The following is a 26,940-nucleotide window of genomic DNA, read 5'->3' as shown; positions in this document are numbered from 1 at the left end:
GTCGTGCAGCGCCCTCGCCACCTCGAGCGCCGCCGATACTCCGGCAATGCCGTCGAAGCGCCCGCCGTCGGGCACGGTGTCGGAGTGCGAACCGAGCATGATGGTGCCGTTGCCGGTACGGCCGCGCCGCCGGCCGATCAGGTTGCCGGAGGCGTCGATGCGCGTCTCCAGCCCGGCCGCCTCGAAGCGCCGGACCAGCCACTCGCGGCCGCGGAGGAACATCGGGGTGAAGGCGCGACGGGTGTAGGGCCGGCCGGGTTCGGTGATCTCGGCGAGGGTTGCGATATCCTCGGCGATGCGGGCTTCCTGGGTGGGGAGGTTGCGGGTCATTGGTGGCACGCCGATAGAGACGGCCCCCTCCCATCCTCCCCCATGAAGGGGGAGGTGCCGCTTCGAGTATTGGGCGCGATCGAGCCACAGCCTCGACTCTTCACCTCCCCCTTCATGGAGGAGGCCGGGAGGGGGCCGTCTCTGTCAGTCAGCGCTCTCACGGCCGCACCCACCGCCCTGCCCCCGGCTCGGCCACATTGGTTCCGTCAAACACCTGCTGCCCGCGCAGCCAGGTGCCGGCCACCGTCCATGGCAGCTCGATGCCGTTGTATGGCGACCACCCCACCACATTGTGCCCGGACCTTGCTGCGTCATAGACCACCGGCCGATCCACCAGCACGGTGATGTCGGCGTCCTTGCCGGCCTCAAGGGCGCCCTTCTGCCCCAGCCGGAAGTGCTTTGCCGGGTTGGCTGCCATCAGTTTCGCCGCCCAAGTCAGCGACACACCGCGCTCCAGTGCGCCTTTGACGAACAGCGGCACCATCGCCTCGAGCCCCGGCACGCCTGAGGAATTGGCCAGCATGTCCGGGTTGGTCTTCCGATCCTCAGACCAGCTGACGTGATCAGTCGAGACCAGCGTCACATTGCCGGCCGCCACCTGCCGCCACAGCGCTTCCACCTCGGCGCGCGGGCGGATCGGCGGGTTGATCTTGGCTTTGCCGCCCAACCGGCGGACGTCGTTTTCCTCGTCCAGCGTCAGGTAGTGGATGCAGCACTCGATGGTGGCGCCGAAGCCGTGCGCCCGATAGTCGGCGGCGATATCGTAACCGCGACTTAGCGAGCAGTGCACCACATGGGCGTCGCACCCGGTTTGAGCCCCGGTCTCATAGATCTGCAGCGTCGCCAATAACTCGGTCAGCGGCGGCCGGCTCAGGCCATGGGCTCGCCAGTCGGTGATCCCGGAAGCCTTCACCCGGGCCATGGCGGCGCGGACGCTCTCATCATCCTCGTTATGCACACCCGCCGTCAGCCCCGTCTTCGCCACCTCGGCAAAGGCTTCGGCCAGCAGCGGCGGCGAGATGCGCGGGAAGCGCACCGGATCGGTGCCGAAGGTCGAGAACTTGAACGCCGCGACGCCGGCCGCCGCCTGCTCGGCGATGCGGCTCGCGCCATCCTCCGGGTTGATCGTGCCGTAGAGCGCGAAATCCACCCGGGCCTGCGGGGTGGCATGCGCCACCTTGATCTGCACCGCCTCGGCGGAGCAGACGAGGTTGCCCTCGTCATAGGGCATGTCGACGATGGTGGTGACCCCGCCGGCCGCGGCGGAGCGGGTCGACCAGATGAAATCCTCCTGGTTCTTCTGGCTCAAGGAGTGGGTCTGCGCGTCGATGGCGCCGGGCAGGATCAGCGCCTTGCCGAGCAAATGCCGCTCATGCGCGTGCGGCGGCGCCCCCTCGCCGACATGCACCACCTTGCCGTCGCGTACCGCCACGTAGCCATCCTCGATCACCATGGAAGGCAGCACCACCGTGCCGGCGAGGACGAGATCGAAATCGGACATGCTGTGCGGACTCCTACGACTGCAGCCGGCGTTGACCAGTGCGAGCCATCAGTGCCCGCTCGAGCGCCGAAAGCGCATCATAGATCAGAACCGCCATGACGCCGACCACCAGCCCGCCCTGGGCGATGAAAGCGAGGTTGTTGCTGAGCAGCCCGGCGATGATCACCTCGCCCAGCGTCGAGGCCGCAACGGTCGAGCCAATGGTCGCCGTCGCTACCGAGATCACCACCGACAGACGGATGCCGGCGAGGATCACCGGCGTCGCCAGCGGCAGTTCTACGTCCAGCAGCCGCTGCCGGTCGGTCATGCCGACGCCGCGCGCCGCCTCGGTCACTGCTGGTGGCAAGGTGGTGAGGCCGGTGAGGGCGTTCTCGAAGATCGGCAGCAGGCCGTAGAGGAACAGCGCCACCAGCGTCGGCGCCGTGCCGAACCCCAGCACCGGCACGGCCAGCGCCAGCACCGCTACCGGCGGAAAAGTCTGGCCGATATTGGCGAGCGAGCGGCTCAACGGCAGGAATTCGGCCCCGAATGGGCGGGTGACGAGAATGGCGAGACCGACCGCCAGCAGTGTCGAGGCGATGGTGGCGATGGCGACGATGGTCAGGTGGCTTATGGTCAGGTTGAGCAGCGAGTTCTGCACGTAGATCGGCGGCTGGCCGTTCCTGGTCAGCGGCTGGAACACCCAGGCAAAGCTCGTTGGCGTGATGATGAACGCCACCAGCAGCGCCAGAACCACCAGCCGGATGATCAGCCCCGGTTTCATTGCGGGCGCTCGGCCTTGTGGGCGATATCGTCGCGGCGGATGCGGCCGATGCTGGCGCCATCGGCGTCGACCACCGGCAGCATCTCGCGGCCGGTCCACAGGCACTCGGCATAGGCGTCGCGCAGCGAAGCATCGGCGGAAATCGGCTCGCCCTGCGCCGGGCCGGGCTCGACCAGGTCGCGGACCTTGCCCAGCGACAGCAGGCGGAACGGTCGCTCGCCGGTGCCGATCAGTTCGGCGACGAAGGGCGTCGCCGGCCGGGCGATGATCTCGTCGGGCGGCGCGTATTGCAGCAGCTTGCCTCTATCCATCACGGCGATGCGCGAGCCGAGATGGATCGCCTCCTCCATGTCGTGCGTTACCAGCACGATGGTGGTGCCGAAGCGCTTCTGGATGGCGAGCAGGTCCGATTGCGCCTTGGCTCGGATGATCGGGTCGAGCGCGCCGAACGGCTCATCCATCAGCAGCAGTTTCGGCTCGGCGGCGAGGGCGCGCGCCACCCCGACCCGCTGCTGCTGACCGCCGGAAAGTTCGCTCGGCATGCGGTCGCGAAACTCCGCCGCGGGCAGTTGGAACAGCTCTAGCAGTTCATCGACCCGCGCTGCGATCTTCGCCTTATCCCAGCCCAGCAGGGTCGGCACGGTAGCGATGTTCTGCCCCACCGTGCGGTGTGGGAACAGCCCGTGCCCCTGGATGGCGTAACCGATGCGGCGCCTCAGCTCGAAGGCCGGCACCGCCCGGGTGTCCTGGCCATCGATCTTCACCGTGCCTGAAGTGGGCTCGATCAATCGGTTGATCATCCTGAGGAGCGTGGTCTTGCCCGACCCTGAGGTGCCGACGATCACCGCGATTTCGCCGTCGGCGACGGTGAGGCTGACGCGGTCGACCACGGTCAGCTCGAGATAATCCTTGGTGAGGGCTTCGATCTCAATCACGGCGCGTATCCTTGGGTGAGACCATTTCGACTGTTGCATCGAGCACGACCGCGGCGGCGAAGGCGAGCGCCACGGTGGGCACGGCGCCGAGTAGCACCAGATCCATCGCCGTCTGCCCGACGCCCTGGAACACGAAGACGCCAAAACCACCGCCGCCGATCAGTGCGGCAATGGTGGCGAGGCCGATATTCTGCACCAGCACGATGCGGATGCCAGTGAGGATCACCGGAAAGGCCAGCGGGAACTCGACCGTCGTGAGCCGCTGCCAGTCGGTCATGCCCATGCCCTTGGCCGCATCATTGGCGGCAGGCGGCACGCCATCGAGGCCGACCACTGTGTTGGCGACCACCGGCAGCAGGGAATAGGCGAACAGCGCCACCATGGCCGGCGCCGCACCGATGCCGGAGATGCCGACCGCCGAGGCGCCCGGGATGTTGGCCGCCACCCAGGCGAGCGGCGCGATCAAGAGGCCGAACAGCGCGATCGACGGGATGGTCTGGATGGCGTTCAGTACGTTCAGCACCGGCGCGCGCCAGGCATCGCTGCGATGGCAGAGAATGCCGATTGGGATGCCTGCCACCGTCGCCGCGGCGAGCGAGCCCAGCGCCAGCGCCAGATGCGTCTGGGCCTCGCGCCAGAAGGTATCGCCACGGTTGGCATATTCGCGAAGGATCGAGAGATCGTTCAGGGTGCCCGAGCCGAGCAGCACGGCAAAGAACAGCGCCACCGCCGCCAGCACGCCGATACGCGTCCATGGCTTCAGCTTCAGCCGGGCGATGGCGTCGGCCGCCAGCAGCGCAAAGGCGAAGATCAACAGCCAGAACCCGGCGCCGGGCGAAACGCGGGCGATCTTGTCGCCAGGCGGGGTCAGGAAGCTGCCGGCATGACCGATGGCGACGAACAGCAGCGCCAGGACGACGAGGCTGGTCGCCAGCCGCCACAGGGTCGGGGTGCGGAACAGGGCGATGCCGATGCCTGCGGCGAGCACAATGGCGAGGACGGCCGCTTCCCAGCCGGGGAGTGCGGCGAACAGGCCCTTGGCCTCGCCCAGAACGATGCGGTTGGCGCGGAAGGCGGCGAAGGGCAGGAACGCAGCGACGGCGGCGAGTGCGGCGATCAGCACACCGAGCTTATCGACGGTGAATGGCACGCGGCGAGAGTGGGAGACGGAGATATCGGTCAAAGCCGCACCTTCCCCTCACCCTGACCCTCTCCCCAGTGGGGCCCCGGACGAGGGCGGAGCCCTCGCCGGTAGGGGACGATAATAGCACCGGCGGAGCCACACCGCCCCCTCTCCCCGCTGGGGAGAGGGCCGGGGTGAGGGGCAGTGCACATCGGAAGCCAAACCATCACAAAACACTAGGGGTGGGCAGTCGTCCTGCCCACCCCCAAAATGCATTGACCGTGCGGCGGCTTACTTCAGGAAGCCGTTCTGCTTCAGCCAGTCGATGGCGACGTCCTTGGCAGCTTCGCCGCCGACCTGGATGCGGCCATTGAGCGTCTGCAGCGTCGCCAGGTCGAGCTTGGCGAACACCGGCTTCAAGAGCTCTTCGATCTGCGGATTGGCCTGCAGTACGGCCTCACGGATGATCGGGGCCGGCTCGTAAACCGGCTGCACGCCCTTGTCGTCGGTCATCACCACCAGGCCCGAGGGCGCGATGCCGCCGTCGGTGCCGTAGACCATGGCGGCGTTGACGCCGTTGGTCTGTTGCGCGGCGGCAGCGATGGTCGCCGCGGTGTCACCGCCCGAGAGGGTCACCAGCTGGTCGGGCTTCAGGGTGAAGCCGTAGACTTCCTGGAACTTCGGCAAGGCGGCCGGGGACGAGACGAACTCGGCCGAGGCGGCGAGCTTGATGTTGCCACCGCCGGCGATGTAGGCGCCGAGCTCGCTGAAGGTCGCGAGCTTATTGGCGTCAGCGACATCCTTGCGGACGGCCACGGCCCAGGTGTTGTTGGCGGGAGCCGGGCTGAGCCAGACGATCTTGTTGGCGTCGTAATCGAGTTTCTTCGCCTCGGCGTAAGCCTTGGCGGCGTCGTTCCACAGCGGGTCGTCGGCCTTCTCGAAGAAGAAGGCGGCGTTGCCGGTGTATTCTGGATAGATGTCGATCTCGCCGGCGGTGATCGCCTGGCGCACCACGGGTGTGCCGCCGAGCTGGATCTTCTCGGTCACGGCGACGCCATTGGCCTGCAGCACCTGGCTGATGATGTTGCCGAGCAAGCCACCTTCGGTATCGATCTTCGACGACACGACGACCTGGGCGTTTGCAGCGGTCACCGTGAAGGCCAGCGCGACAGCAGCGCCGAGCAGTTTCTTCGAAAGCATGATGGTCTCCTTATTGTTCCGGCCGTGCAGTCCCTGGGCCGGAATTGGCGCCAAACCTATACGGGCGCCAAGGAAAAGTCATACTCCGGCATGCTACGTGACGGGGCCCAGCGCGAAAAACTCGTCCAGTGCAGGAATGGGCGCGTGGGAAATCAGTTCCGCCATGCTCTGTTCGGAGCCGAGATCGCTTTCAATGATTTCGACTTCCGCAGAAAGTGGCCGGTCCACCACGTAGAAGGCGGCGTGCTTTCTGACCTTGTCGTAGATCATCGCCGGCACGCCGCTCGGTCGGTCGCCGTGAATGTCCATGGCCTGCGCCGCGAGCAACCCCTCGAGCGCCGCGAGGCGCTTCAGCGCCCGCACCTGGCGCTCGAATCGCTCGACCACCAGTGGCAGGAACGACACCTCGTCCTCGAGCCCCGCCGCGACGACCAGCGATTGCGCCGAGACCGGCATCGCCATCGACAGCGCCCGGGCGAACAGTTCGCCCGCCAGCTTGATGATCGGCCCAAAGCCGGTGGCGATGGCGCCGCGCGGCACCAGGTTGATCGGCAGGTCGCGCCGGGCGCCGTTCGACAGCAGCACGCAGCGGTTGAACGAGTTGCGCGCCGCATGCGCCAGCGCCAGCTGCGCCGTCTGCAGGTAGATGGTCACGTCGAGCGGCAGCGAGCCGCCTGAGGTCAGCACCTGCCCGTCGACCACTACCGGGTTGTCGTCGGTGCGACCGGTGGCAGCAAGCACGGTGCGGCCGGCGACCAGCAGCGTATCGAAGCCGGAGCCGAACACCTGCGCCATCATGCGCAGCGACAGCGGATCCTGCACATGGGTGGCGTTCGGCCAGTCCCAACCCATGGCATTGTGGTAGAGCCACGCGCCGATCTCGGCCTCCCGCTCGGTCCCGACATGCGCCACTGCCTTCCACGGGTCCCGCGAGGCGCCGAGCGCCCCGGCTGTGGTGAGGCCGGTGGCGAGCAGCATGCGCATCGCCGAGGCGGCCGAGCGCACCGCCTCAGCGGCAGCGGCAAAGCCCACGGCGTTGACGCTGATCGAAGCGAGACTATCGCGCGGCGCCATGCGGCAAGGCGCGAGCCCCGCCTCGGCCAGCGCCGCTTCGGCCGACATGCGGCGGTTCTGGTACACCGCCTCGCCGACGCCGGTCAGCACGGCGCCGATCTGTCCCATCAACCCGATATCGGCAGTGCCGATCGAGCCGGTACGCCGCACCACCGGCACCACGTCCTTATCGAGCAACGCCAGATAGGCATCGACCAGCGCGCGGGAGCAGCCGACCCGCCCGGTCAGCGCGGTGTTGACGCGGATCGCCATGGCGCTCCGCACCACCGAACTGGGGAACGGCGCGCCGGTGCCGAAATGATGCGCCCGGACCAGCCCGAGGTTGAAGGTCTCGATCTCCTCAGGCGACCACTCGACATCCTTCATGGCGCCGACGCCGGTATTGGCGCCATACACCGCCTCGCCGCGCGCGATCTTGTCCTCGACCACCTTGCGGGCGACATCGACCCGCGCCATCGCGGCGGCATCGGCTGCGAGCGAAACCGCTCGTGCCCCGACGCGCGCCAGGCTCGAAAAGCTCATGGGCTTGCCGTCGAGCGTGAGGGTGCCGGCGGGAGAGTGAAACTGCTGCATGCGCTGGGATTAGCGGGTTGCCCGAGGGAGCGCAACTCGACCGAGGGTGTGGGCGGCCACGCCTCTAGTCGTGGCTGCCCGGCAACGGATAACGCTCCACCTCGCGCAGCAGCTCGATGAAGCTGCCGACTGCGGTTTCCACGGTGATCCGCCCCTTGTCGGCGGTTGCGAGATGCGCGTCGCCGGCGGTGCCGAGCGGATTGATGTCGCTGGCGATCCAGGCGTAGCTCGTTGGCCCAATGGGCCGCATGTACTTGTAGGCCTGCTCGTCGCGCGCCGCGACCGAGGGGTAATCCTGAAGCTTGTCGCCGTTCACCAGTTCGGGCCTCAGGTGCATCACCACCGAGGTCTCGCTGTCACCGCCATGGATGCCGTGGCGGTTCTCGATGTCGGAATAGATGTCCTTGGGCCAGTACTGGCTCCAGCCGGTCTTCACGGCCAGCATCCCGGCGCGCACCCGCAGTTCGCGCGCCACGATGTCGAGGATCGAGACGTTGCCGCCATGCGAGTTGACAAACACCACCTTCTTCACACCGGCGCGGGCGACTTCGAGCCCGATCTGCGTCCAGGCATCGATCAGGTTGGTCGCCGTATGGCTCAGCGTCCCGGTCTGCCAGATATGCTCATTGGACTTGCCGATCGCCTGTACCGGCAGGATGCGAATATCGAGGTCGGCCGGCGCGCGCTCGACCAGCAGGTCGAGGTGCCCCTGGTTGATGATGGTGTCGGTCCCCACCGGCAGATGCGGCCCATGCTGCTCGATGGCGGCAGTGGGGAACACCGCGATGGTCTTGTTGGGGTCGATGCCATGGAATTCGAAGGCGGAAAAGTCGTTCCACCAGATCTTGCGGTAGCTCATCTATGGTCTCTTGCAGCGCGAAGGGGCGACAAATCAAGTACTTGGAGCATTTCGCCGTTTGAAGGAAACGGCGAAAATGCCCTCGAAGTCAGCTGGGGATCGCGGCGATCGCCTCGATCTCGACGACGAACTCGGGTCGGGCGAAGCCACTGACGATCATCAGCGTCGAAGCCGGAAACGGCTCGGGGAACAGCTCGTTGCGCACCTTCATGTATTCGGCAAGATGCTCGCGGCCGGTGACGAAGGCATTGAGCTTCACCACGTCACCGAAGCCCATGCCAGCTTCGGCCAGCACGGCAGCGATGTTGTCGAAGCAGATGCGGGTCTGCCCCGCACAATCGGGGGGAATCGTTCCGTCGGCCCTGATGCCGATCTGGCCGGAACAGAACACGTAGCGCGAGCGCGAACTGACCTCGATGCCGAGGCTGTATTGCGAGAACGCGGGGTGAATCGATGAAGGCGAAAGCGGCTTATGCACAGGACCCCCGATGTGTATGCTCAGCTAAGCGTCAAACGACAGCGAATGTAAGCCCCATTCTGAACCGCATTGCCTATTCCAGCGGCACTTCGCTGAATGGCGCAATTTTGGGCTTTTCTTTTGCAATCCGGCGCGGAATGAATGGTTCGTGTGCCCTCGGGCACGGAAGTTTGCCTAACGGCCGGGCGGGGGACAAGCCCCGGCGGATACCTTAACAGGGAGACTAACGATGATCGACTTCACCAAGCTCATTTCCGCTGGCGTGGTAACGCTAGCATTGGGCATGGGCGGCGCCATGGCGCAGGACAAGGTAACCTTCGGCACCAACTGGCTCGCCCAGGCGGAGCACGGCGGTTACTACCAGGCCGTGGCTGATGGCACTTATGCCAAATACGGCCTCGATGTCACCATCGCGCAGGGCGGCCCGCAGGCGCCGATGCGCCCGCAGCTGGTGGCCGGGCAGATCCAGTTCTACATGGGCGGCACCACCACCGCGATCAACAGCGTCAAGGAAGGTATCCCAACCGTCACGCTGGCCGCGATCTTCCAGAAGGATCCGCAGATCCTGATCTCGCACCCGGGCAAGTACAAGACCTTCCCGGAGTTGGCCGGCGCCAGCAAGTACATCCTCGCCGCCGACGCGCTGTCGTCCTACTTCCTTTGGATGAAGGCGACCTGGCCGGAGTTCGTCGAGGAAAAGTATGAGCCCTACCAGTTCAACCCGGCCTCGTTCCTTGCCGACGAAGGCGCCATTCAGCAGGGCTACCTGACCTCGGAGCCCTACTCGATCGAGAAGGAAGCCGGTTTCGCGCCGGACGTGTGGCTGTTGGCCGACCAGGGCTACGCTCCCTATTCGACCACGATCGAGACCATGAAGCCGTGGTTCGATGCCAACAAGGACGTCGCCAAGCGCTTCGTCGAGGCCTCGATCATCGGCTGGTACAATTACCTCTATGGCGACAACGCTGCCGGTAATGCGCTGATCAAGGCCGACAATCCTGAGATGACCGACGAGCAGATCGCCTATTCCATCGCCAAGATGAAGGAATATGGCATCGTGATCTCGGGCGACGCCGAGACCAAAGGCATCGGCTGCATGACCGACGCCCGCTGGAAGGCCTATTACGACGAGGGCGTGAAGGTCGGCCTCTACGAAGCCGGCATCGACTATACACAGGCTTTCACGACCGAGCTGGTTTGCCAGGGCCTCGGCGTAGACCTCGTGAAATAACACGGCTATTCGAGCCATCGGCGTCGGCGATTCCGCCGGCGCCGTTCCGACCCTAACCTGGGCGTGCTTGCATTGACTGATACCACTCTCGCCGCTGCGCCGGCCACCGACACCGCCAAGGGCCGCGTCCTGGTCTCGATGCGCAATGTCTCCAAACTGTTCTCGAATGGCACTCTGGCCCTCAAGGACATGACGCTGAATGTGCAGCGCGGCGAGTTCCTGTCGCTGCTGGGCCCCTCGGGCTGCGGCAAATCGACGGCGCTCCGCATCATCGCCGGCCTCGGCGAGCCCTCCACCGGCAGTATCGACTGGCCATCGAGCCAGCTCGACAGCCGCGGCAAGCCCAAGGGTGATATCGGCTTTGTGTTCCAGGAGCCGACGCTGATGCCGTGGGCTACGGTGTTCAGCAACGTCTACCTGCCGCTGCGCCTCAGCGGCGTATCGAAATCGGACGCGCGCCCGCGCATCATGGACGTGCTGGCCTCGGTCGGCCTCGCCGATTTCCACAAGGCCTATCCGCGCGAACTGTCCGGCGGCATGAAGATGCGCGTCTCGATCGCCCGTGCCCTGGTCACCAAACCCAAGCTCCTCTTGATGGACGAGCCCTTCGCGGCGCTCGACGAAATCACCCGGCAGAAGCTCAATGACGATGTGCTGCGCCTGTGGCGCGACAGCGGCATCACCGTGATCTTCGTCACCCACTCGGTGTTCGAGAGCGCCTTCCTCTCCAACCGCATCGTCGTCATGCGCGCCCGCCCCGGTCAGGTCTATTCCGACCTGCCGATCAAGACCTCGCTGACGCGCGACTCCCACTACCGCACCTCAGAGGAGTATCGCGCCACCACCGACACGGTGTCGCGCGCCCTGCAGGAAGCCATCGAGATCGGAGCGGCCGGCAAATGAGCGACGCTGCAACCGCCATCAAAGCCTCGGAAGCCGGCACCGACAGCGCCGTCGCCATCGTTGCGAGCCGAACCAGCGTGACCGAGCGCATCCTGCGCGTCGTCATCCCGGTTGCCATGGTGGCGCTGGCGATCGGGCTCTGGCAGCTCCACATCACCGTCAACAACGTGCCGCATTACATCATGCCGGCGCCGCTCACCGTCGTGACCACGCTCTTCACCGACTGGCCGACGCTCTATCCGTCGCTGCTGGTCACGCTGAGAGTTACGCTGCTGGCCTTGGCGCTTGCCCTCATTGGCGGCGTTGGGCTCGCGATCATCCTCGTCCAGTCCAAGTGGATCGAGCTCGCGATCTTCCCGTTCGCGGTGATCCTGCAGGTGACGCCGATGATCGCCATCGCGCCGCTGCTGATCATCTACATCAAGGACCCGCAGACGGTTCTGTTGACCTGCGCGTTCATCGTCGCGTTCTTCCCGATCCTCTCCAACATGGTGGCGGGACTGAAGAGCGTCGACCACAACCTGCTCAACCTGTTCGAGCTCAACGGCGCCAGCCGCTGGCAGACGCTTATCTACCTCAAGCTCCCCTCGTCCCTGCCTTACTTCGCGGCAGCCCTGCGCATCGGCGGCGGTCTGTCGCTGATTGCGGCGGTCGTTGCAGAGTTCGCAGTGGGCTCGGCTGGTCGTGGCTCGGGTCTCGCCTTCCGACTGCTGGAGTCGGGCTATCGCCTGAACTATCCGCGCCTTTACGCCGCGCTGGTGCTGCTGATGATCACCGGCGTCGCCATCTTCGCCCTCACCAGCCTGATTTCGTGGCTGCTGCTCCACCGCTGGCACGAGAGCGCGTTGAAGCGGGAGAATTGAGCTTGCACGGCACCCCTGCCCTATCGACCGGCACTGTCACACTCCGCAACGCCCGGGTTCCGAGCGCGACGCGTGGCAAGGTCGGCAGTGGTGAAGTCGAAGCCGTCGACATCGAGATCGTCGATGGCGCGATCGCCGCTATTTGTCCGGCCGGCTCGGCGCCGGTCGAGGGCCCGAGCCACGATCTCGATGCCGGGCTGATCCTGCCGGCCTTCGTCGATATCCACACGCATCTCGACAAGGGCCATATCTGGCCGCGTAAGCAGAACCCGGATGGGACCTGGCTTGGCGCGCTGCTCGCCGTCGGCGCCGATCGCGAGCGCAACTGGGCCGCCGCCGATGTCGAGCGCCGCTTCGATTTCGCGCTGCGCTGCGCCTATGCCCACGGCACCGCGGCGATCCGCACCCATCTCGACAGCGCGCCGCCGCAGCACGAGATCAGCTGGTCGCTGTTCGAAGAGATGCGGACGCGCTGGGCTGGCCGTATCGAATTGCAAGCCGTGTCGATCGTCGGGCCGGACACGCTGGTGAACCCGGGCGAGCTCGATGCGGTGGCGCAGCAGGTGAAGGCCTCGGGCGGCATCCTTGGCGGCTCGGTCGCCGAATACGCGCGCTCGAAGGAAGCCATGCTGCGGGTGGTCGAGAAGGCCGGGGAGCTTGGCCTCGACCTCGACCTGCACACCGACGAAACCGGCGACCCCACCGCGCATGCCTTGCTGCATCTCGCCGAGGCGGTGCTCGAGACCGGCTTCACCGGCAAGGTGATGGCCGGCCACTGCTGCGTGCTTACCGTACAGGACGAGCGGACCCAGCGCCTGACCATCGACAAGGCGGTCGAGGCCGGCATTGCCATCGTCTCGCTGCCGATGTGCAACATCTACCTGCAGGACCGGGTCAACACGAACGGTACCGTCCGCACCCCGATCCGCCGCGGCGCCACGCTGCTCAACGAATTCAAGGCGGCCGGCGCGGTGGTGGCCATCGCCTCGGACAATACCCGCGACCCGTTCTATGCCTATGGCGATCTCGATGGTGTCGAGGTGCTGCGCGAAGGCGCGCGGATCCTCCATTTCGACCATCCGCAGGCAGAGGCCTGGGACTGGGTCCGCGCTATCGGTTCGGCCCCGGCAGCGCATGCCGGCTTCACCTACAAGGCAGTGATCGACGTCGGCGCGCCGGCCGATCTCGTGCTGTTCCGGGCCCGCAGCTGGACCGAGCTCAACGCCCGCCCGCAACATGACCGCATCGTGCTGCGCAACGGCCGGCAGATCGACACGACCCTGCCCGACTATCGCGAACTCGACGACCTGATGGAGTAGACCATGGACATTGCCGCCTTCCGCGCCGCGCTCGGCGATATCCCGGTGCAGGACAATCCTCGCATCGTGCAGCAGAAGAGTCGCGATCATTACTGGTACTCGCCGCGCCTGAAGCAGCAGCTCGAGAACGTCACCGCGCAGCTTGTGGTCTCGCCCCGCAGCGTTGACGAGGTCGTCACCGTGTTGCGCGAAGCGTTCAAGTACGACGTGCCGGTGACGCCGCGCGGCGCCGGCACCGGCAACTATGGCCAGGCCATGCCGCTCTCAGGCGGCGTCATGCTCGACCTGATGAACCTCAACAAGGTCATCAAGATCGAGCAGGACCGGGTGCGCGCCGAAGCCGGCGTGATCCTCGAGCAGCTCGACGAACAGACCATCCACGCCGTCAACGGTGAACTGCGCTTCCACCCCTCGACCTATCGCATGGCCTCGCTCGGCGGCTTCATCGCCGGTGGCTCGGGCGGTGTCGGCTCGATCCGCTGGGGTGGCTTGCGCAATTTCGGCAACATCCTCGGCCTGAAGGTCGTCACCTGCGAGGCCGAGCCGCGCATCCTCGACCTGCGGGGGCCGGATATCCTCAAGGTGGCGCACGCCTACGGCACCAACGGCATCATCGTCGAAGCCGAGATGCCGCTGACCGCGCATTACGACTGGGTCGACATGATGGTCGGCTTCGATTCGATCATCGATGCCTGCGCCTTCGCCGAGCAGGTGGCACTGCAGGATGGCCTGCTGTGCAAGGAAATCTCGCCGGTCGCAGCGCCGGTGGCGCACGACTATTTCAACCGCCATCGCCCCTATATCCGCAGCCGCGAGCAATCGGTGGTGCTGTTGATGGCGGCCCCGGCCGCAGTACCCGCACTGGTCGATTTCGTCGCCTTCCATGAAGGCGACCTGCTCTATCGCGCCGACACGCTGACGCCCGAGGAAAAGGCCAAGCTGCCGCCGATCTACGAGCTGGCCTGGAACCACACGACGCTGCGCGGCCTCAAGATCGATCCGACCATCACCTATCTGCAGACCCAGTACCCCGATCTCGCGCATGTGAAATGGGCCGTCGACACTTTTGGCGACGAGATGCCGATGCATATCGAGATGACGCGCTTCGATGGCCGCGTGGTGTTCTCCGGCCTGCCGATTGTCCGCTACAGCTCGGAAGAGCGGCTCGAAGAAATCATCCGGCTGCACGAGGAGAATGGCTGCCTCGTCTTCAACCCCCACCGCTACACCCTCGAGGAAGGCGGCATGAAGCGGACCGACCGGGCGCAGCTGCAGTTCAAGAAGGAGGCCGACCCCAAGGGCATCCTCAACCCCGGCAAGATGATCGCCTGGGACGATCCGGATTTCGATTTCGAATCCGGCCGTACCTGGCTGTTCACCGGCCTCTACACGCTGGGCGGCGCGGCGGAATGAAGGTCCTCGTCGTCCATGCCCACCCGGTCGAAACCAGCTATAACCGCGCGCTGTTCAACGCGGTCTGCGAAACGCTCCGGGCCAAGGGCGACGAGGTCGATGCGCTCAACCTCTACGAAGAGGATTTCCAGGCGACGATGAGCCGGGCCGAACGGCTCGAATATCACGATGTGCCGGGCAACCTCACGCCAATCATCAAGCCCTATGTCGATCGGCTGCGCGCCGCCGACAAGATCGTCTTCGTCCACCCGGTGTGGAACTACGGCTATCCGGCGATCCTCAAGGGCTTTTTCGACCGGATCTTCCTGCCGGGCGTGGCTTTCGTGCTGGAAGGCGGCGACGCGCCGGACAAGGGCAAGCTGATCCCGGGGATGAAGAACATCAGGAAGGTTGCCTACGTCACCACCTATGGTGGCGATCGCTTCCGCACCATGATCATGGGCGACCCACCGCGCCGCCTCGCCATGCGCTGGGCCTGGGCCACCTTCGGCACCCTGATGCCGCCGACCTACCTGGCGCTCTACGACATGAACAACCAGACCGAAGCCGGGTTGAAGGGTTTTATCGACAAGGTGAAGCGCAAGATGGCGGGGTTCTGAGGGGGGCGATCGTGCCCTCCACGCCCCCTCTCTTGCAAAATCTAAGGCTTAGCCAAACGGCTAAACCTAAGATTTTGCTTTCTCCCCCGCCAAGGGGGAGATGATCGGTGGCCTCCATATGCATCGGTGCATCAGTCTGGACTCTCCCCCTTGGCGGGGGAGAAAGCGAAAACTTGGGCTTAGCGCAGCTAAGTCCTTAGTTTTCGCAAGAGAGGGGGGCGCGGGAGGGTACGGCTGCCAATAAGAAGAGCAGCCACTCCCAACCTCTTATCAGCCGAACTTCCAGCCACGCTTGAACTGATAGAACACGTGCATGCCGATCTTCACGTTCTTCTTCATGCGCGGCGCCCAGTGCGGGTAGACGTAGGTGGCGTGGTAGTGGGTCGAGTAGCCGACTTCGGTCAGGTATTCCTTGCCGGAGATCACGTCCTTGGCGATGTCCATGGCCTGCTTCCAGGATTTCTGGTCGTTGATCTTCTCGGGGATGCCATCACAGGCGAAGGAGAATTGGCAGGCGTTGCGCTTACTCTGGTTCTGGAACACCACGCCGCAGATGCTGTCGGGGTAGAGCTTATGGGAGACGCGGTTCATCACCACCTGCCCCACCGCCACCTGGCCGCGATAGCTCTCACCGCGGGATTCGAAGTAGATGGCCGTCGCCATGCACCAGACTTCCTTGTCGGAAACCTTCTTGCCCGACTTGTTCAGCACCGAACCGTCGAACACGGTCGCCGGCAGGTCGGCGCGGGCATAGGCAAGCTTCTGCGACATGGTGTGCGGCATCGGCACATCGCTGCCGGTGCCGGCGAGGCCCTCGATGGCGTCGAGCGCCGGGGTCGTCCAGGCCGGGTTGAGCGCGGCGACCGCGACCGGCATGTCTTTGGGCAGCTTGGTGTCGCTCTTGGTCAGATCGGAAAGATCCGTCTTCGCGGTCTCGACTATCTCCGGCGTAGCCCCCTTGGGGTTGCGGGCGGCGGCGATCCTGGCGCGGATATCAGCGAAGCTCGCGGTCAGTTCCGCCAGTTCTACGGTGGGACGGGCGCGATCCTGCTTGATGGCGCGGTTGGCGCCGACGAAACTCTGCGACAGGAAAATGTTGTCGATCGAACCCGTGATGATCACATCGGTGCCGGAACGACTGAGGGTCGGCCGCGTTAAGCTGGCCTCATAGGCGGAAAGCGACCCGCCATCGGGGGCGTGTGCAGCGCCGGTCAAGCCGGCGACGGCGAAAATTGCGAGCGCGAAACCTGCGCATGTCTTGAGCACGGCGAGCTCATTGCGAGCCCGACGCGTCGGGGTGGTCCGGTACTGGGCCATCAGAACGCTTTACTATCCACGCGAACGCAACAAACGACGCGCCGGCAATCTAGATAAACTGTGACGCAAATGCCGGCCTTCGCGATAATGCGGGTTTAGGGTTAGCCGACCGTAAACAGGGGAAATTTGGCGTCAGGACGGGCCGGAGGTGGCCTAGGCTGGGCCATATGCGGGCGAAATGGGGCAGCTAAGTTGACTTAAATTGCCGTTGGCTCCGCCAACTGGGCGTGTGGCTACTGCGCCAAAGTCAGCCGCGCTACCGGCACGCGGTAGGGCGAGCAGCTGACGTAATCGACGTCCAGCCGCGAGAAGAACCACAGCGAGGCCGGGTCGCCGGCGTGCTCGCCGCAGATGCCTATCTTGAGGTTGGGGTTGGCCCGTTTGCCGCGCTCGATCGCGATGGTGATCATCTCGCCGACGCCCTTCTGGTCCAGGGTGACGAACGGATCGAGATCGTAGAGGCCCTTGCGCTGGTAGGCCGAGAGGAAGGCCGGCGCATCGTCGCGGCTGATGCCGTAGGTGGTTTGCGTCAGGTCGTTGGTGCCGAACGAGAAGAAGTCGACATGCTCGGCAATGTCCCCGGCCCTAAGCGCGGCGCGCGGCAGCTCGATCATCGTGCCGAAGGCGAAGCGCTCGCGCGCGGCCGGCGGCAGGCCGGCCTGCTCGACGATGGCATAGGTCTGGCGCTTGACCTCCACCACCTCGGAGACGGTCGAGACGAACGGCACCATCACTTCGAGCGTCACCGGCTCCGACTGTCGCGCCGACGCCGCCCGCACCCCGGCGCACAGTGCCTCGATCTGCATCTTCAAAATTTCAGGATAGGTGATGGCGAGCCGCACGCCGCGATGGCCGAGCATCGGGTTGATCTCGGCGATGCGGTCGAGCCGCAGCTTCAGCGCCCGCACCTCGAGGCCGAGCGACTGGGCCGTCTCATCGATATCCTCGTCGGTGCGCGGCAGGAACTCGTGCAGCGGCGGATCGAACAGCCGCACGGTCACCGGCCGGCCATGCATCGCCATGAAGATCGCCGAATAATCCTCGGTCTGGAAGTCGACGAGACCGGTCAGCGCCTTGGCGCGATCATCTGCATCCTCGGAGAGGATCAGCCGGCGCAGCGCCACCAGGCGCTCGCGTGAGAAGAACATATGCTCGGAACGCGCGAGGCCAATGCCCTCGGCGCCGAAGCTCAGCGCGGTGTTCACTGCCTCGACCGTCTCGGCATTGGCCCGCACCGCGATCCGGCGCGAGGCATCGGACCAGCCGAGGAGCTTGCCCATGGCGCCGCCGATATGCGGCTGGGCCAGCGGCAGCGCGCCCAGATAAACCGAGCCGTCGGTACCATCGATGGTGATGCGGTCGCCCTGCCGGAACTCCCGCGAACCGATCCGGCAGGTGAGCTCGGCGAGGTTGACGCTGAGCGTCCGCACCCCGGCGACGCAGGGCTTGCCGGTAATACGGGCCACGACGCCGGCGTGGCTGGTCATGCCGCCGCGCGCCGTCAGGATGCCGGTCGCCGCCTTCATCCCCTCGATGTCGGTGGGGCCGGTCTCGGTGACGACGAGGATGCAATGGCGCCCTCGGGCCTTCAGCCGCGCTGCGTCCTCGGAGTTGAAGACGATGACGCCGCTGGCGGCGCCCGGCGACACGCCGAGGCCGTTGGCCAGGACGGTGGCGCTTTCGGGCGAACGCAGCCGCGGGTGCAGCATCTGCTGCAACCGGGCCGGATCGATATGGGTTACCGCCTCGCGCTGGGTCCAGCGCCCGCGCGCCACGCGATCAACGGCAGCCTCCAGTTCCGCGGCGGCGGAAGCCGGCGCGGTGCGGGCGGAGAGCAGGCGGATGGTGTCACCCTCGACCGAGACGAGGCAACTCAGATGCTGGCCGGCGGCCGCATCGAGCAGATCAACGAAGGCGGTGGCCGAAGCCGGGAGCGGGCCGAACGGCGTGCCGTTGACCGGCGCCGGGCCGAGCGCGCCGTTCTGCGCGTCGCGGGTCAGGAACTGCCGCACGTCGCCATCAGCCATGGCCTGGATGATGACGATCTGGCGCTCCGGTCGCGGATCGAAGCTGGCATACGAACCGAAAGCATCGGAAATGGCGCGCGCCAGCGGGCGGGCGGGATCGACCGACTCGGCTTCGTTGGCCGGCGGGCTCAATCCCGGCCGAGCCGGCATCAGCCCGGCGCTGTGCGCGGCGCTCGAGGTGCGGACTACGAGGGCGGGCGGGCGGCCATTGCGGCCGACCAGCCGGAACAGCGTCGCGACCCAATGGACGCGCAGCCGGTCGTCATGCGCCTTGCGCTCTTCCTGCAGCGCATTCCAGGCGGCGCGGCTGATGACGATGGTAGGGGCGACCGGCAGCCCGGCGTTGGCGGCGCGGCTCAGCCACAAAGCCTTGCCGACCAAGAGGCCGTCCTGGATAGCGGAAAGGTTCGCCTTGCCCGTGGCGGGCGCGATCGCGAACATTTCCATTGCGAGGGTCACCTGGACACCTTCCGACCAACTTCAGCGAAACATATTGCCGTTCAGGCCGTTGCGCCGCAACTGCACAGTTCGGACCCCGGTCGGGATCGTGTGCCGGACGCTTTGGTCGCGGCGCTCACAGCTTGACTTGCCCGGTCATTGAACGCATCTGCTCTCCTATGCAAACAAGGCCGCACTTGGACATTACGCTATGTGCGCCGCGCGGATTCTGCGCCGGCGTCGATCGCGCCATCCAGATCGTCGAGCTGGCGCTGGAGCGCTATGGCGCGCCGGTCTATGTGCGCCACGCCATCGTGCATAATAAGTACGTGGTCGACGGGCTGAAGCAGAAGGGCGCGGTATTCGTAGAAGAGCTCGACGAGATCCCCGATACCGGAGCTCCGGTGGTGTTTTCGGCGCATGGCGTGCCTAAATCCGTGCCGGCGGGCGCCAAGGCCCGCAACATGTTCTTCCTCGACGCCACCTGCCCGCTGGTGTCGAAGGTGCATATCGAAGCCAACCGGCATCACAATGAGGGCCGCGAGATCGTGCTCATCGGCCATGCCGGCCATGTCGAGGTGATCGGTACCATGGGCCAACTGGTCGATGGCGCCATCACGCTGATCCAGACGGTCGAGGACGCCGAAGCCTTCACCCCGCGCGACCCGGAAAAACTCGCCTATGTGACGCAGACGACGCTCAGCGTCGACGACACTTCGGCGATCGTCGAGGTGCTGCGCCGCCGCTTCCCGACAATCGCGCTGCCGCACAAGGAAGACATCTGTTACGCCACCACCAACCGCCAGGAAGCGGTGAAGCGGGTGGCGCCGCATGTCGATGCGATGATCGTCGTCGGCGCTCCCGAGTCGTCCAACTCGGTGCGGCTGGTCGAAGTGGCGCAGCGCGTCGGCTGTGCCAATGCCTCGCTGGTCGAGCGCGCCGACAAGATCGACTGGGCCCGATTCGAGGGCATCAAGACACTCGGCATTACCGCCGGCGCTTCGGCGCCCGAGACGCTGGTGGACGAGGTGATCGAAGCCTTCGCGCAGCGCTTCGATATCGCGGTCAGCGCCAGTGGCGAACAGCGCGAAAGCATCGTCTTCAACCTCCCCCGCGAACTCCGAGCCCAGCCTGCAGCATGACCGACCTGACGCTTCTCGAAACCGACCGGCTGGTGCTCTCCGGCTGGCGCGCCGACCAGATCGAGGATCTCTACCGCCTGCACGGCGATCCGACCGTGGCGCGCTATCTCACCGGACATGGTCGGCCATGGACGACCGAGGAGATGGACCAGGCGCTGGCCCATTGGATCGCTTTGTTCGAACGGCAGAAGATGGGCAAGCTTCGGGTGACGCGAAAAGCTGACGGGGTACTGGTGGGGCGTTGCGGCTTCGGCATCTACGGGCCCGAGGAAATCCCCGAGATCGGCTACTCGCTCTATCCGGAGTTCTGGGGCAATGGCTACGTCCTCGAGGCGGCGAGCGGGCTCAGGGATTGGTATTGGCGCGAAACCGATCGCGACCACTTCCTCGGCATGGCGGATGCGCGCAACGAGGCCTCGCTGAAGGTGCTGCGCAAACTTGGCGGCGTCTATACCCACACGGGCGACAGCTACGACCACCCCGATGTCGAGTTCTATCGCTACGATCGGCCGGCAGCATGAACTCGGTCATAATCCACACCGACGGCGCCTGCTCGGGCAATCCCGGCCCGGGCGGCTGGGGCGCCGTGCTGCAGTACGGCGATACCGTCAAGGACCTCAAGGGTGGCGCGCCGCTCACCACCAACAACCAGATGGAACTGACGGCGGCCATCGAAGCGCTGACGGCGCTGAAACGCCCGTGCGAGATCGAGCTCCACACCGACAGCAACTACGTCAAGGACGGGCTGACCAAGTGGATCCATGGCTGGAAGAAGAACGGCTGGCGCACCGCTGACAAGAAGCCGGTCAAGAACGTCGAGTTGTGGCAGGCGCTCGATGCCGCCACGCAGCGCCACAAGATCAACTGGCACTGGGTCAAGGGCCACAATGGCGACGAAATGAACGAGCGCGCCGACCAGCTCGCCAACGAAGGCATGGAGCCGTTCAAGGGCAAGCGCCGCAAGCCCGAGGGCCTGGTACCGCCGGTTTAGGTTTTCGGCCCCGAAATGGTGGTGGGTCCGACTCTGGCTCCACCCACCGGGTCATTTCCGCGAACGCGGGAACCTCTGTTTTCTCGCATCTGGCACCATCGCAAACGGAGTTCCCCGCTTTCGCGGGGATGATTCCGTGGTCGTGCCGTTCGCCCGTGCGATGACCCAGGCAGAGTATTGCCCAATGCATCCGCCGCGCCGATAATCCACCCCATGCGCCCGTTCACCCTCGCCGCTGCCATCGCTCTCCTCGCCACCCCTGCGCTGGCCCAGTTTCCGCCGCCGGGGGTGTATGCCTGCGTCAGCGAGAATGGGGCCAATCTCGGCGAGCTGACGCTGTTCGTGGCGGGTGACTATTCGTTCAAGAATGTCGACGGCAACAGCGCCAGTGGTCAGGTCGCCTCCGCCGGGACGGATGTGAACCCGCTGTCCGGCCCGCTCAAGGACATGCAGCTCACCGGGGTGTTCGCCACCGATGACACCGGCAAAACGAGGTTCCGCTTTACCGGCTCCGATGGGCTCGACGTGAGCTGCGAATAGCGGCGGCCAATTCGATGGCACGGTCAATCCCCTGCCTAATCAACCGGCAAGCTTCCGCGACTCTTGCCGTTCGGTTAGCTTGCCAGCCGGGTCGACATCAACATTTGGATATTGGGGCGTTTCATGGGCGTTAGTCTGTTCGTACATTCCGTCCGCCTGGTGCTGGGCGATTGGCGCAATGCCCTGAAAATCACGGGGCTGCTCTACCTCATCTACGCCGTGCCGGCGCTGATCTTTGCGCTGCTGTTTCCGACGCCGGTGCAGCCGGAACAGGCCATGGCAGCGCTGGGCAGCGGCGGCTTCCTGGGCGTGATCACCGCGATCCTCGCTATCGTGGCGTTCGTCTGGGTGGCGGTGGCCTGGCACCGCTATGTGCTGCTCGACGAGATGCCGGCGGGGCAGTTTCCGGAATTCAACAGCAGCCGGCTGTTGTCCTATGGTGGCTATTCGCTGCTGATCGGCCTGATCGGCTTCGTCCTGTCGTTCATCGTCTCGGCGGTGGTCGGCATTGTCGCGATCCCGCTGCTGAACGTGGTCGGCATCTTCATCACCGGCCTCCTCGCCCTCGCGGCGGTGCTGATTGTCGGCTACCGGCTCGCGCCGATCCTGCCCTCTATCGCCATCGGCAAGCCGATCACCCTGCGGCAGGCCTGGGAGGCGACCAACAGCGCCAACGTGCCGATCATCGTGCTGGCGGTGCTCTCGGCGCTTGCGGCGCTGGTCATCGATATCCCGGCCTTCATCTTCGCCCTGGCCGGTCCGATCGGCGGCTTCCTCGCCGTGCTTTGGACACTGGCGACGGGCTGGGTGAAAATGATCGTCGGCGTGAGCATCCTGACCACGCTCTACGGCCACTATGTCGAAGGCCGCGCCATCCCATCGGCGACGGCAGGCGCCAACGGCTGACCGGCGCTGGATGAACCGGCGCGGGCGCTACTCCGCCCCGCCGCCCGCCGTTTGCAGCCAGGCGGCGCCGCACTCTTTCGCCAGTTCGCGGATCCTCAGAATGTAGCTCTGGCGCTCCTGCACCGAGATCACGCCGCGTGCGTCGAGCAGGTTGAAGTTATGGCTGGCCTTGACGACCTGCTCATAGGCGGGGACTGCCATGGTCTGGCGATTGCCGTCGGCGCCTTTCCTGAGGATGGCGCGGCACTCTTCCTCGGCATCCCTGAAGTGGCGGAACAGCATCTCCGTGTCGGCGGCCTCGAAATTGTACTTGGAGAATTCCTGCTCGTTCTGCAGGAAGATATCGCCATAGGTGACCTTGTCCTCGCCCTCGCGGCCGTTGAAGTTCAGGTCATAGACGTTCTCGACGCCCTGCACATACATGGCGAGGCGCTCGAGCCCATAGGTGATCTCGCCCGGCACGGGCCTGGTCTCGAAGCCGGCGACCTGCTGGAAATAGGTGAACTGGCTGACTTCCATGCCATCGCACCAGCATTCCCAGCCCAGGCCCCAGGCGCCCAGCGTCGGGCTCTCCCAGTCGTCTTCGACGAAGCGGATATCATGCAGGCTGGAATCGAGGCCGATCTCGGCCAGCGACTGCAAATAGAGGTCCTGGATGTTGTCGGGCGACGGCTTCAGGATCACCTGGAACTGGTAGTAGTGCTGCAGCCGGTTGGGGTTCTCGCCGTAGCGGCCGTCCTTGGGGCGGCGCGACGGCTGCACATAGGCGGCCTTCCACGGCTTTGGCCCCAGCGCCCTCAGCGTCGTCGCGGTGTGGAAAGTACCGGCGCCCATCTGCATGTCGTATGGCTGCAGGATCACGCAACCCTGCTCCGCCCAGAAGCGCTGCAGCGTCAGGATCAGGCCCTGGAACGAATTCCGGGGGTCCATGTGGGCGGGCAAAGCGTCGGGCATCGGCTATATTCCGGGGTGCGAATGGCGGGCGGAACCTAGTTGGGCCAGCGCAGCGGGTCAATTCCGCAGTTCATTCGCGATGCTGGGCCGCTGGATAGCGCTCGGGATGGCGCGCCAGCTCCACTGCCTCCCAGACCGCCACCAGCACGACGATGCCGGTGGTCAGCGATGAGAGCAGCAGTGGTGTCAGGCCCGTGGCGAGCGGATAGAGCGCCAGGACCGCCAGCAGCCCGCCGAAACGCGGCACGGACCAGTGCGCGAACACGGCCAGCTTGAACAGCGCCGCACCGAAGAGGAACAAGGACGGTCCGCCGATCAGCACCAGGACGGTCGCCGGTTCCAGATGCCCCACCGGATGGGCGAGCACCATCTCGTCGCCGACCGCCGAAACGACGATGCCGGCGACCAGCAGGACCGGCACATAGGTGTAGGCCTGCCGCGCCACGCGGCCAGGATCGGGTGAGGTGGAGATGGCCGCACTCGCCGCTTCCGCATGCTGGCCGAAATAGATCCACCACATGGCAATCGACTGCAGCAGCGATACCGTCATCGCCAGAATCACGTCGGGGGTCCAGGCGAGCTCAGTGAAACCAACCCCGGTGACGAGCACCGACTCGCCGAGCGCGATCATCACGAACAGCCCGCAGCGCTCGGCCATATGGCCGCCGTCGACGTCCCAATCGCGCGTGTCGGCGCGCCCGAGGCCGGGAACCCAGAAGCCGAGCGCCGGCGACATGCTGTCGAGCGCCACAGCGATCAGCCAGCAGATGAGCCGGGCCTCGCCGCCGGCAAGCCCTCCCACCACCCAGAGCGCGGCGGAGGCGGCATACCAGATGATGATGCGGATGAAGTTGCGATAGAGCGTCGGCCGGCCCCGTACGGCCCAGAGCATGAAGGCGGTGCGGCCGAGCTGGAACACCGCGAAGGCGATGGCAAAAGCCAAGCCGCGATCACCGAAGGCCTCAGGCAGTGAACTCGACATCACCAACCCGATGCCCATCAGCACGAACAGCATCAGCCGGACCAGCGGCTTTTCGGGATCAAGCCAGTTGGTGATCCAGGCGGTGTCGATCCACGCCCACCAGATGGCCAGCAGCAGCAGGGCCGCCTCCAATGCACCGAGCCAGGTCAGGTGCTCGACCAGCGCGTGGGAAATCTGGGTGACGGCGATGACGAAAACGAGGTCGAAGAACAGCTCGACCGAGGTGACCTGCGCGTGATGCTCCGAGCGCCGACTGCGCAGCAAGGTGCCGACCATTCTCGCGACTCCAAGATCCACGAGAAGGCTAACGGCCAGCGCCGGGCCTGTCTTCGGGAATCTAGCGGCCGTCGTCCTCGGGCGGCCGGTACTTGCCGTCCTTGTCGCGCTTCAGAGTGATGACATCAGGCCGCTGCCGCTCACGCAGGTCGCGCTCGTGGCGCTCCTTGTCGAGCTGCTTGAACTGACCGGTCCAATCCCGCCAGATCTTCCTGACGCCCCACAGGATCAAGAGGATGATGGCGGCAAAGATCAGGATGCGGAGCAGCGTGCCGGTCATCGCCTAGAGACCCAGCCGAGCCCAGATGGAACGATCTTCGATCGTCGCGGCAATGTCGCCGGTGAATGCTGCGAGACCAAGGCGCGGGAAGGCGAGGAGACCACGCTTCGGGGCGATCGGCAGCAGCTCGACCTTATCGCCAAAGCGGCTGCGCAGCACCTCGTGCAGATCGCCGAGGCCATCGACGAGGCCAAGCTCCAACCCCTTCACGCCGCTCCAGAACTCGCCGGTGAACAGTTGATCGTCGGACGCCTTCAGGCGCCCGCCGCGGCGCAGCTTCACCCAATCGATGAAGACCTGATGGATCTCGCTTTCCATCTGCTTGATCCGCTCCACGTCTTCCGGCTTTTCCGGCAGGAACGGATCGAGCGTCGACTTGTTCCGGCCGGCAGTGTGAACGCGGCGGTCGACACCCACCTTCTTCAGCGTTTCGACGAAACCGAAGCTGGCGAAGATCACCCCGATCGAGCCGACGATCGAGGACGGATCGGCGATGATCTCGTCGCCCGCCGTGGCAATGAAGTAGCCGCCCGATGCCGCCGCATCCTCGACGAATACCAGCACGGGCTTCTTGTTCTCGTCGGCAAGATCGCGAATGCGCTTCGAGATCAGCCGCGACTGCACCGCCGAACCGCCGGGCGAGTTGATGATGATGGCCACTGCAGGGGCGGATTTCACGGCGAAGGCGCGCTTCAGCAGCGGCGCCACCGCCTCGATGTTCAGCCGACCGGGACGCTGGTCCGCAGCGATCACGCCATGCAGGCGCACCACCGGAACAACCGGGCCGGTCTGCCCCATCGTACGTTTGATCCAGGACCGCAAACCCATGTGACGCCTCGTTTTTGACCGCGCAGATGTATGTGCCCGGCAGCGGGATTACCAGATGAGGCGAGACGTGCCGCGGAAGATGGCGTCGAACGCGGGGCGAAAACCGCGCCCTTCGGCTTCATGCATCGCCCGCGCCGCCAGCAAAGCGAAAGGCGCGCGCGAGCCCTTGATGCCGCGGATCAGCACCCGGCTTGCCGCCTCGCCCTCACGCGGCAGCAGCGGCAGCACGGAGACCGCGCCGAAACGCTGGGTGAACGCCACGAGGAGCAGCGGCAGCGCCTCGGCGACGTGGATGAAGATCACCTCGCCGCCCGGCGCGGCGTGGGTCGCCGCGGTCTTCACCCATGTGTCGAGCGCGGCGTCATCCATGTGTCGCGCGCCAGCCCGGGCACGCGTCGGCGCGGAGCCTCGCGTTGGATCAAAGAAGGGTGGGTTGGCGATGACGGTGCTGAAATGATCGGCGGCGAGCCCGGCAGCGGCCCGCAGCCGGCCCGGCGCCGTCAGGTCGAGGGTCAGCACCCTGGCGCGTTCGGCCATGCCGTTGCCGTGAATATTGAGGCTTGCCAGCGCCGCCATCGCCGGGTCTGCCTCCAGCAGCGTCGCGTGGAGCTGCGGCAGGTCGGCCATGGCCACCAATGACGCGGTACCGACCCCGGCCCCAAGATCGAGCAGGCTATGCGTATTGCCACGTACCGCAGCACCGAGCAGCACTGAGTCCAACCCCGCCCGAAACCCCTTTTCCGGCTGCGACACGGTGAGGCGGCCACCCAAAAAGGCGTCGCGCGTCAGCGTTTGTTGTTTTACAAGATCAGTGGCTTCGTCTACCCCCCTCCCCCCCCCCCCCCCCCCCCCCCCCCCCCCCCCCCCCCCCGCCCCCCCCCCCCCCCCCCCCGCCCCCCCCCCCCCCCCCCCCCCCCCCCCCCCCCCCCCCACCCCCCCCCCCCCCCCCCCCCCCCCCCCCCCCCCCCCCCCCCCCCCCCCCCCCCCCCCCCCCCTCCCCCCCCCCCCCCCCCCCCCCCCCCCCCCCCCCCCCCCCCCCCCCCCCCCCCCCCCCCCCCCCCCCCCCCCCCCCCCCCCCCCCCCCCCCCCCCCACC

At 65.9% G+C, this 26,940-nt stretch carries 27 protein-coding genes; 11 read left to right on the top strand and 16 right to left on the bottom strand.

What is annotated here, in order from left to right; all coding sequences use genetic code 11:
* The 9 genes from VW23_RS03925 to VW23_RS03885 all read right to left on the bottom strand — a co-directional run.
* The coding region (locus tag VW23_RS03925) for a M28 family peptidase (RefSeq protein WP_342029913.1) at positions 1-330 on the bottom strand (330 nt) is incomplete at its 3' end.
* 157 nt (positions 331-487) lie between these two features.
* The gene (locus VW23_RS03920; RefSeq protein WP_069908284.1) at positions 488-1,831 is read right to left on the bottom strand and encodes a dihydroorotase; all 1,344 of its coding nucleotides are present in this window, start codon (positions 1,829-1,831) and stop codon (positions 488-490) included.
* A gap of 13 nt (positions 1,832-1,844) precedes the next feature.
* The gene (locus tag VW23_RS03915) at positions 1,845-2,594 is read right to left on the bottom strand and encodes an ABC transporter permease (RefSeq protein WP_069908283.1); all 750 of its coding nucleotides are present in this window, start codon (positions 2,592-2,594) and stop codon (positions 1,845-1,847) included.
* Positions 2,591-3,529, bottom strand: a complete 939-nt coding sequence (locus VW23_RS03910; protein WP_069908282.1) for an ABC transporter ATP-binding protein — start codon at positions 3,527-3,529, stop codon at positions 2,591-2,593. Before VW23_RS03910 ends, VW23_RS03915 begins: the two co-directional genes overlap by 4 nt.
* A complete protein-coding gene (locus VW23_RS03905) occupies positions 3,522-4,712 on the bottom strand; it encodes an ABC transporter permease (protein ID WP_176730323.1) in 1,191 nt (396 codons plus the stop codon). The genes VW23_RS03910 and VW23_RS03905 overlap by 8 nt, the downstream gene beginning before the upstream one ends.
* 231 nt (positions 4,713-4,943) lie before the next feature.
* Positions 4,944-5,852 carry a glycine betaine ABC transporter substrate-binding protein OsmF gene (gene osmF, locus VW23_RS03900; protein ID WP_069908281.1) on the bottom strand — a complete coding sequence of 303 codons (909 nt, stop codon included), beginning with the start codon at positions 5,850-5,852 and terminating at the stop codon, positions 4,944-4,946.
* Positions 5,853-5,945: 93 nt separating this feature from the next.
* Positions 5,946-7,499 (bottom strand): aromatic amino acid lyase, encoded by a 1,554-nt coding sequence (locus VW23_RS03895; protein ID WP_069908280.1) that lies wholly within the window; start codon positions 7,497-7,499, stop codon positions 5,946-5,948.
* 64 nt (positions 7,500-7,563) lie between these two features.
* The gene (locus tag VW23_RS03890; RefSeq protein ID WP_069908279.1) at positions 7,564-8,358 is read right to left on the bottom strand and encodes a creatininase family protein; all 795 of its coding nucleotides are present in this window, start codon (positions 8,356-8,358) and stop codon (positions 7,564-7,566) included.
* Between the two features lie 88 nt (positions 8,359-8,446).
* Complete coding sequence (locus tag VW23_RS03885) at positions 8,447-8,836, bottom strand: RidA family protein (RefSeq protein WP_069908278.1); 390 nt, start codon at positions 8,834-8,836, stop codon at positions 8,447-8,449.
* A 229-nt stretch (positions 8,837-9,065) separates the two neighbouring features.
* Between VW23_RS03885 and VW23_RS03880 the strand changes: the two genes are divergently transcribed.
* From VW23_RS03880 to VW23_RS03855, 6 genes are all read left to right on the top strand, one after another.
* A complete protein-coding gene (locus tag VW23_RS03880; RefSeq protein ID WP_055997083.1) occupies positions 9,066-10,067 on the top strand; it encodes an ABC transporter substrate-binding protein in 1,002 nt (333 codons plus the stop codon).
* Between the two features lie 138 nt (positions 10,068-10,205).
* Complete coding sequence (locus tag VW23_RS03875; RefSeq protein ID WP_084645498.1) at positions 10,206-10,970, top strand: ABC transporter ATP-binding protein; 765 nt, start codon at positions 10,206-10,208, stop codon at positions 10,968-10,970.
* Positions 10,967-11,833 carry an ABC transporter permease gene (locus tag VW23_RS03870; RefSeq protein WP_069908276.1) on the top strand — a complete coding sequence of 289 codons (867 nt, stop codon included), beginning with the start codon at positions 10,967-10,969 and terminating at the stop codon, positions 11,831-11,833. The genes VW23_RS03875 and VW23_RS03870 overlap by 4 nt, the downstream gene beginning before the upstream one ends.
* Before the next feature lie 2 nt (positions 11,834-11,835).
* Positions 11,836-13,152 carry a cytosine deaminase gene (locus VW23_RS03865; protein WP_244513367.1) on the top strand — a complete coding sequence of 439 codons (1,317 nt, stop codon included), beginning with the start codon at positions 11,836-11,838 and terminating at the stop codon, positions 13,150-13,152.
* Between the two features lie 3 nt (positions 13,153-13,155).
* Positions 13,156-14,565 (top strand): FAD-binding oxidoreductase, encoded by a 1,410-nt coding sequence (locus VW23_RS03860; protein ID WP_069908274.1) that lies wholly within the window; start codon positions 13,156-13,158, stop codon positions 14,563-14,565.
* Positions 14,562-15,164: an NAD(P)H-dependent oxidoreductase gene (locus VW23_RS03855; protein ID WP_069908273.1), complete on the top strand. Its 603-nt coding sequence runs from the start codon at positions 14,562-14,564 to the stop codon at positions 15,162-15,164. The genes VW23_RS03860 and VW23_RS03855 overlap by 4 nt, the downstream gene beginning before the upstream one ends.
* Before the next feature lie 270 nt (positions 15,165-15,434).
* Here VW23_RS03855 and VW23_RS03850 read toward each other — a convergent pair whose 3' ends face one another.
* Together VW23_RS03850 and VW23_RS03845 are read right to left on the bottom strand one after the other, a co-directional pair.
* The gene (locus tag VW23_RS03850) at positions 15,435-16,430 is read right to left on the bottom strand and encodes a cell wall hydrolase (RefSeq protein WP_201788008.1); all 996 of its coding nucleotides are present in this window, start codon (positions 16,428-16,430) and stop codon (positions 15,435-15,437) included.
* A gap of 284 nt (positions 16,431-16,714) precedes the next feature.
* Positions 16,715-18,955, bottom strand: coding sequence for a putative PEP-binding protein (locus VW23_RS03845; protein WP_069908271.1), 2,241 nt, complete (start codon positions 18,953-18,955; stop codon positions 16,715-16,717).
* A 170-nt stretch (positions 18,956-19,125) separates the two neighbouring features.
* On the opposite strand from VW23_RS03845, the gene ispH reads away from it, so the two are divergent.
* The 5 genes from ispH (at position 19,126) to VW23_RS03820 (ending at position 22,525) form a co-directional block, all read left to right on the top strand.
* A complete protein-coding gene (gene ispH / locus VW23_RS03840) occupies positions 19,126-20,088 on the top strand; it encodes a 4-hydroxy-3-methylbut-2-enyl diphosphate reductase (RefSeq protein ID WP_069908270.1) in 963 nt (320 codons plus the stop codon).
* On the top strand, positions 20,085-20,609 hold the full coding sequence (locus VW23_RS03835) for a GNAT family N-acetyltransferase (protein ID WP_069908269.1): 525 nt from the start codon (positions 20,085-20,087) through the stop codon (positions 20,607-20,609). The genes ispH and VW23_RS03835 overlap by 4 nt, the downstream gene beginning before the upstream one ends.
* Positions 20,606-21,079 (top strand): ribonuclease HI, encoded by a 474-nt coding sequence (gene rnhA, locus VW23_RS03830; RefSeq protein ID WP_069908268.1) that lies wholly within the window; start codon positions 20,606-20,608, stop codon positions 21,077-21,079. The genes VW23_RS03835 and rnhA overlap by 4 nt, the downstream gene beginning before the upstream one ends.
* 213 nt (positions 21,080-21,292) lie before the next feature.
* Entirely contained in the window at positions 21,293-21,619 is a 327-nt protein-coding gene (locus VW23_RS03825; RefSeq protein ID WP_069908267.1) for a hypothetical protein, read from the top strand.
* Between the two features lie 123 nt (positions 21,620-21,742).
* A complete protein-coding gene (locus tag VW23_RS03820) occupies positions 21,743-22,525 on the top strand; it encodes a hypothetical protein (protein WP_069908266.1) in 783 nt (260 codons plus the stop codon).
* 27 nt (positions 22,526-22,552) lie between these two features.
* Here VW23_RS03820 and VW23_RS03815 read toward each other — a convergent pair whose 3' ends face one another.
* The 5 genes from VW23_RS03815 to VW23_RS03795 form a co-directional block, all read right to left on the bottom strand.
* A complete protein-coding gene (locus VW23_RS03815; protein ID WP_069908265.1) occupies positions 22,553-23,479 on the bottom strand; it encodes a glycine--tRNA ligase subunit alpha in 927 nt (308 codons plus the stop codon).
* Between the two features lie 70 nt (positions 23,480-23,549).
* On the bottom strand, positions 23,550-24,737 hold the full coding sequence (locus VW23_RS03810) for a low temperature requirement protein A (protein ID WP_069908264.1): 1,188 nt from the start codon (positions 24,735-24,737) through the stop codon (positions 23,550-23,552).
* A gap of 61 nt (positions 24,738-24,798) precedes the next feature.
* Positions 24,799-25,017 (bottom strand): hypothetical protein, encoded by a 219-nt coding sequence (locus tag VW23_RS03805; RefSeq protein ID WP_069908263.1) that lies wholly within the window; start codon positions 25,015-25,017, stop codon positions 24,799-24,801.
* 3 nt (positions 25,018-25,020) lie between these two features.
* A complete protein-coding gene (locus VW23_RS03800) occupies positions 25,021-25,845 on the bottom strand; it encodes a S49 family peptidase (RefSeq protein ID WP_069908262.1) in 825 nt (274 codons plus the stop codon).
* Between the two features lie 48 nt (positions 25,846-25,893).
* Entirely contained in the window at positions 25,894-26,556 is a 663-nt protein-coding gene (locus tag VW23_RS03795) for a tRNA1(Val) (adenine(37)-N6)-methyltransferase (protein WP_176730322.1), read from the bottom strand.
* Between the last annotated feature and the right edge of the window lie 384 nt (positions 26,557-26,940).

The organism is Devosia insulae DS-56 (genome assembly GCF_000970465.2).
GTDB lineage: Bacteria > Pseudomonadota > Alphaproteobacteria > Rhizobiales > Devosiaceae > Devosia_A > Devosia_A insulae.
Note: the sequence above shows the minus strand (reverse complement) of the source record. Positions and strands in the feature narration are given on the sequence as shown.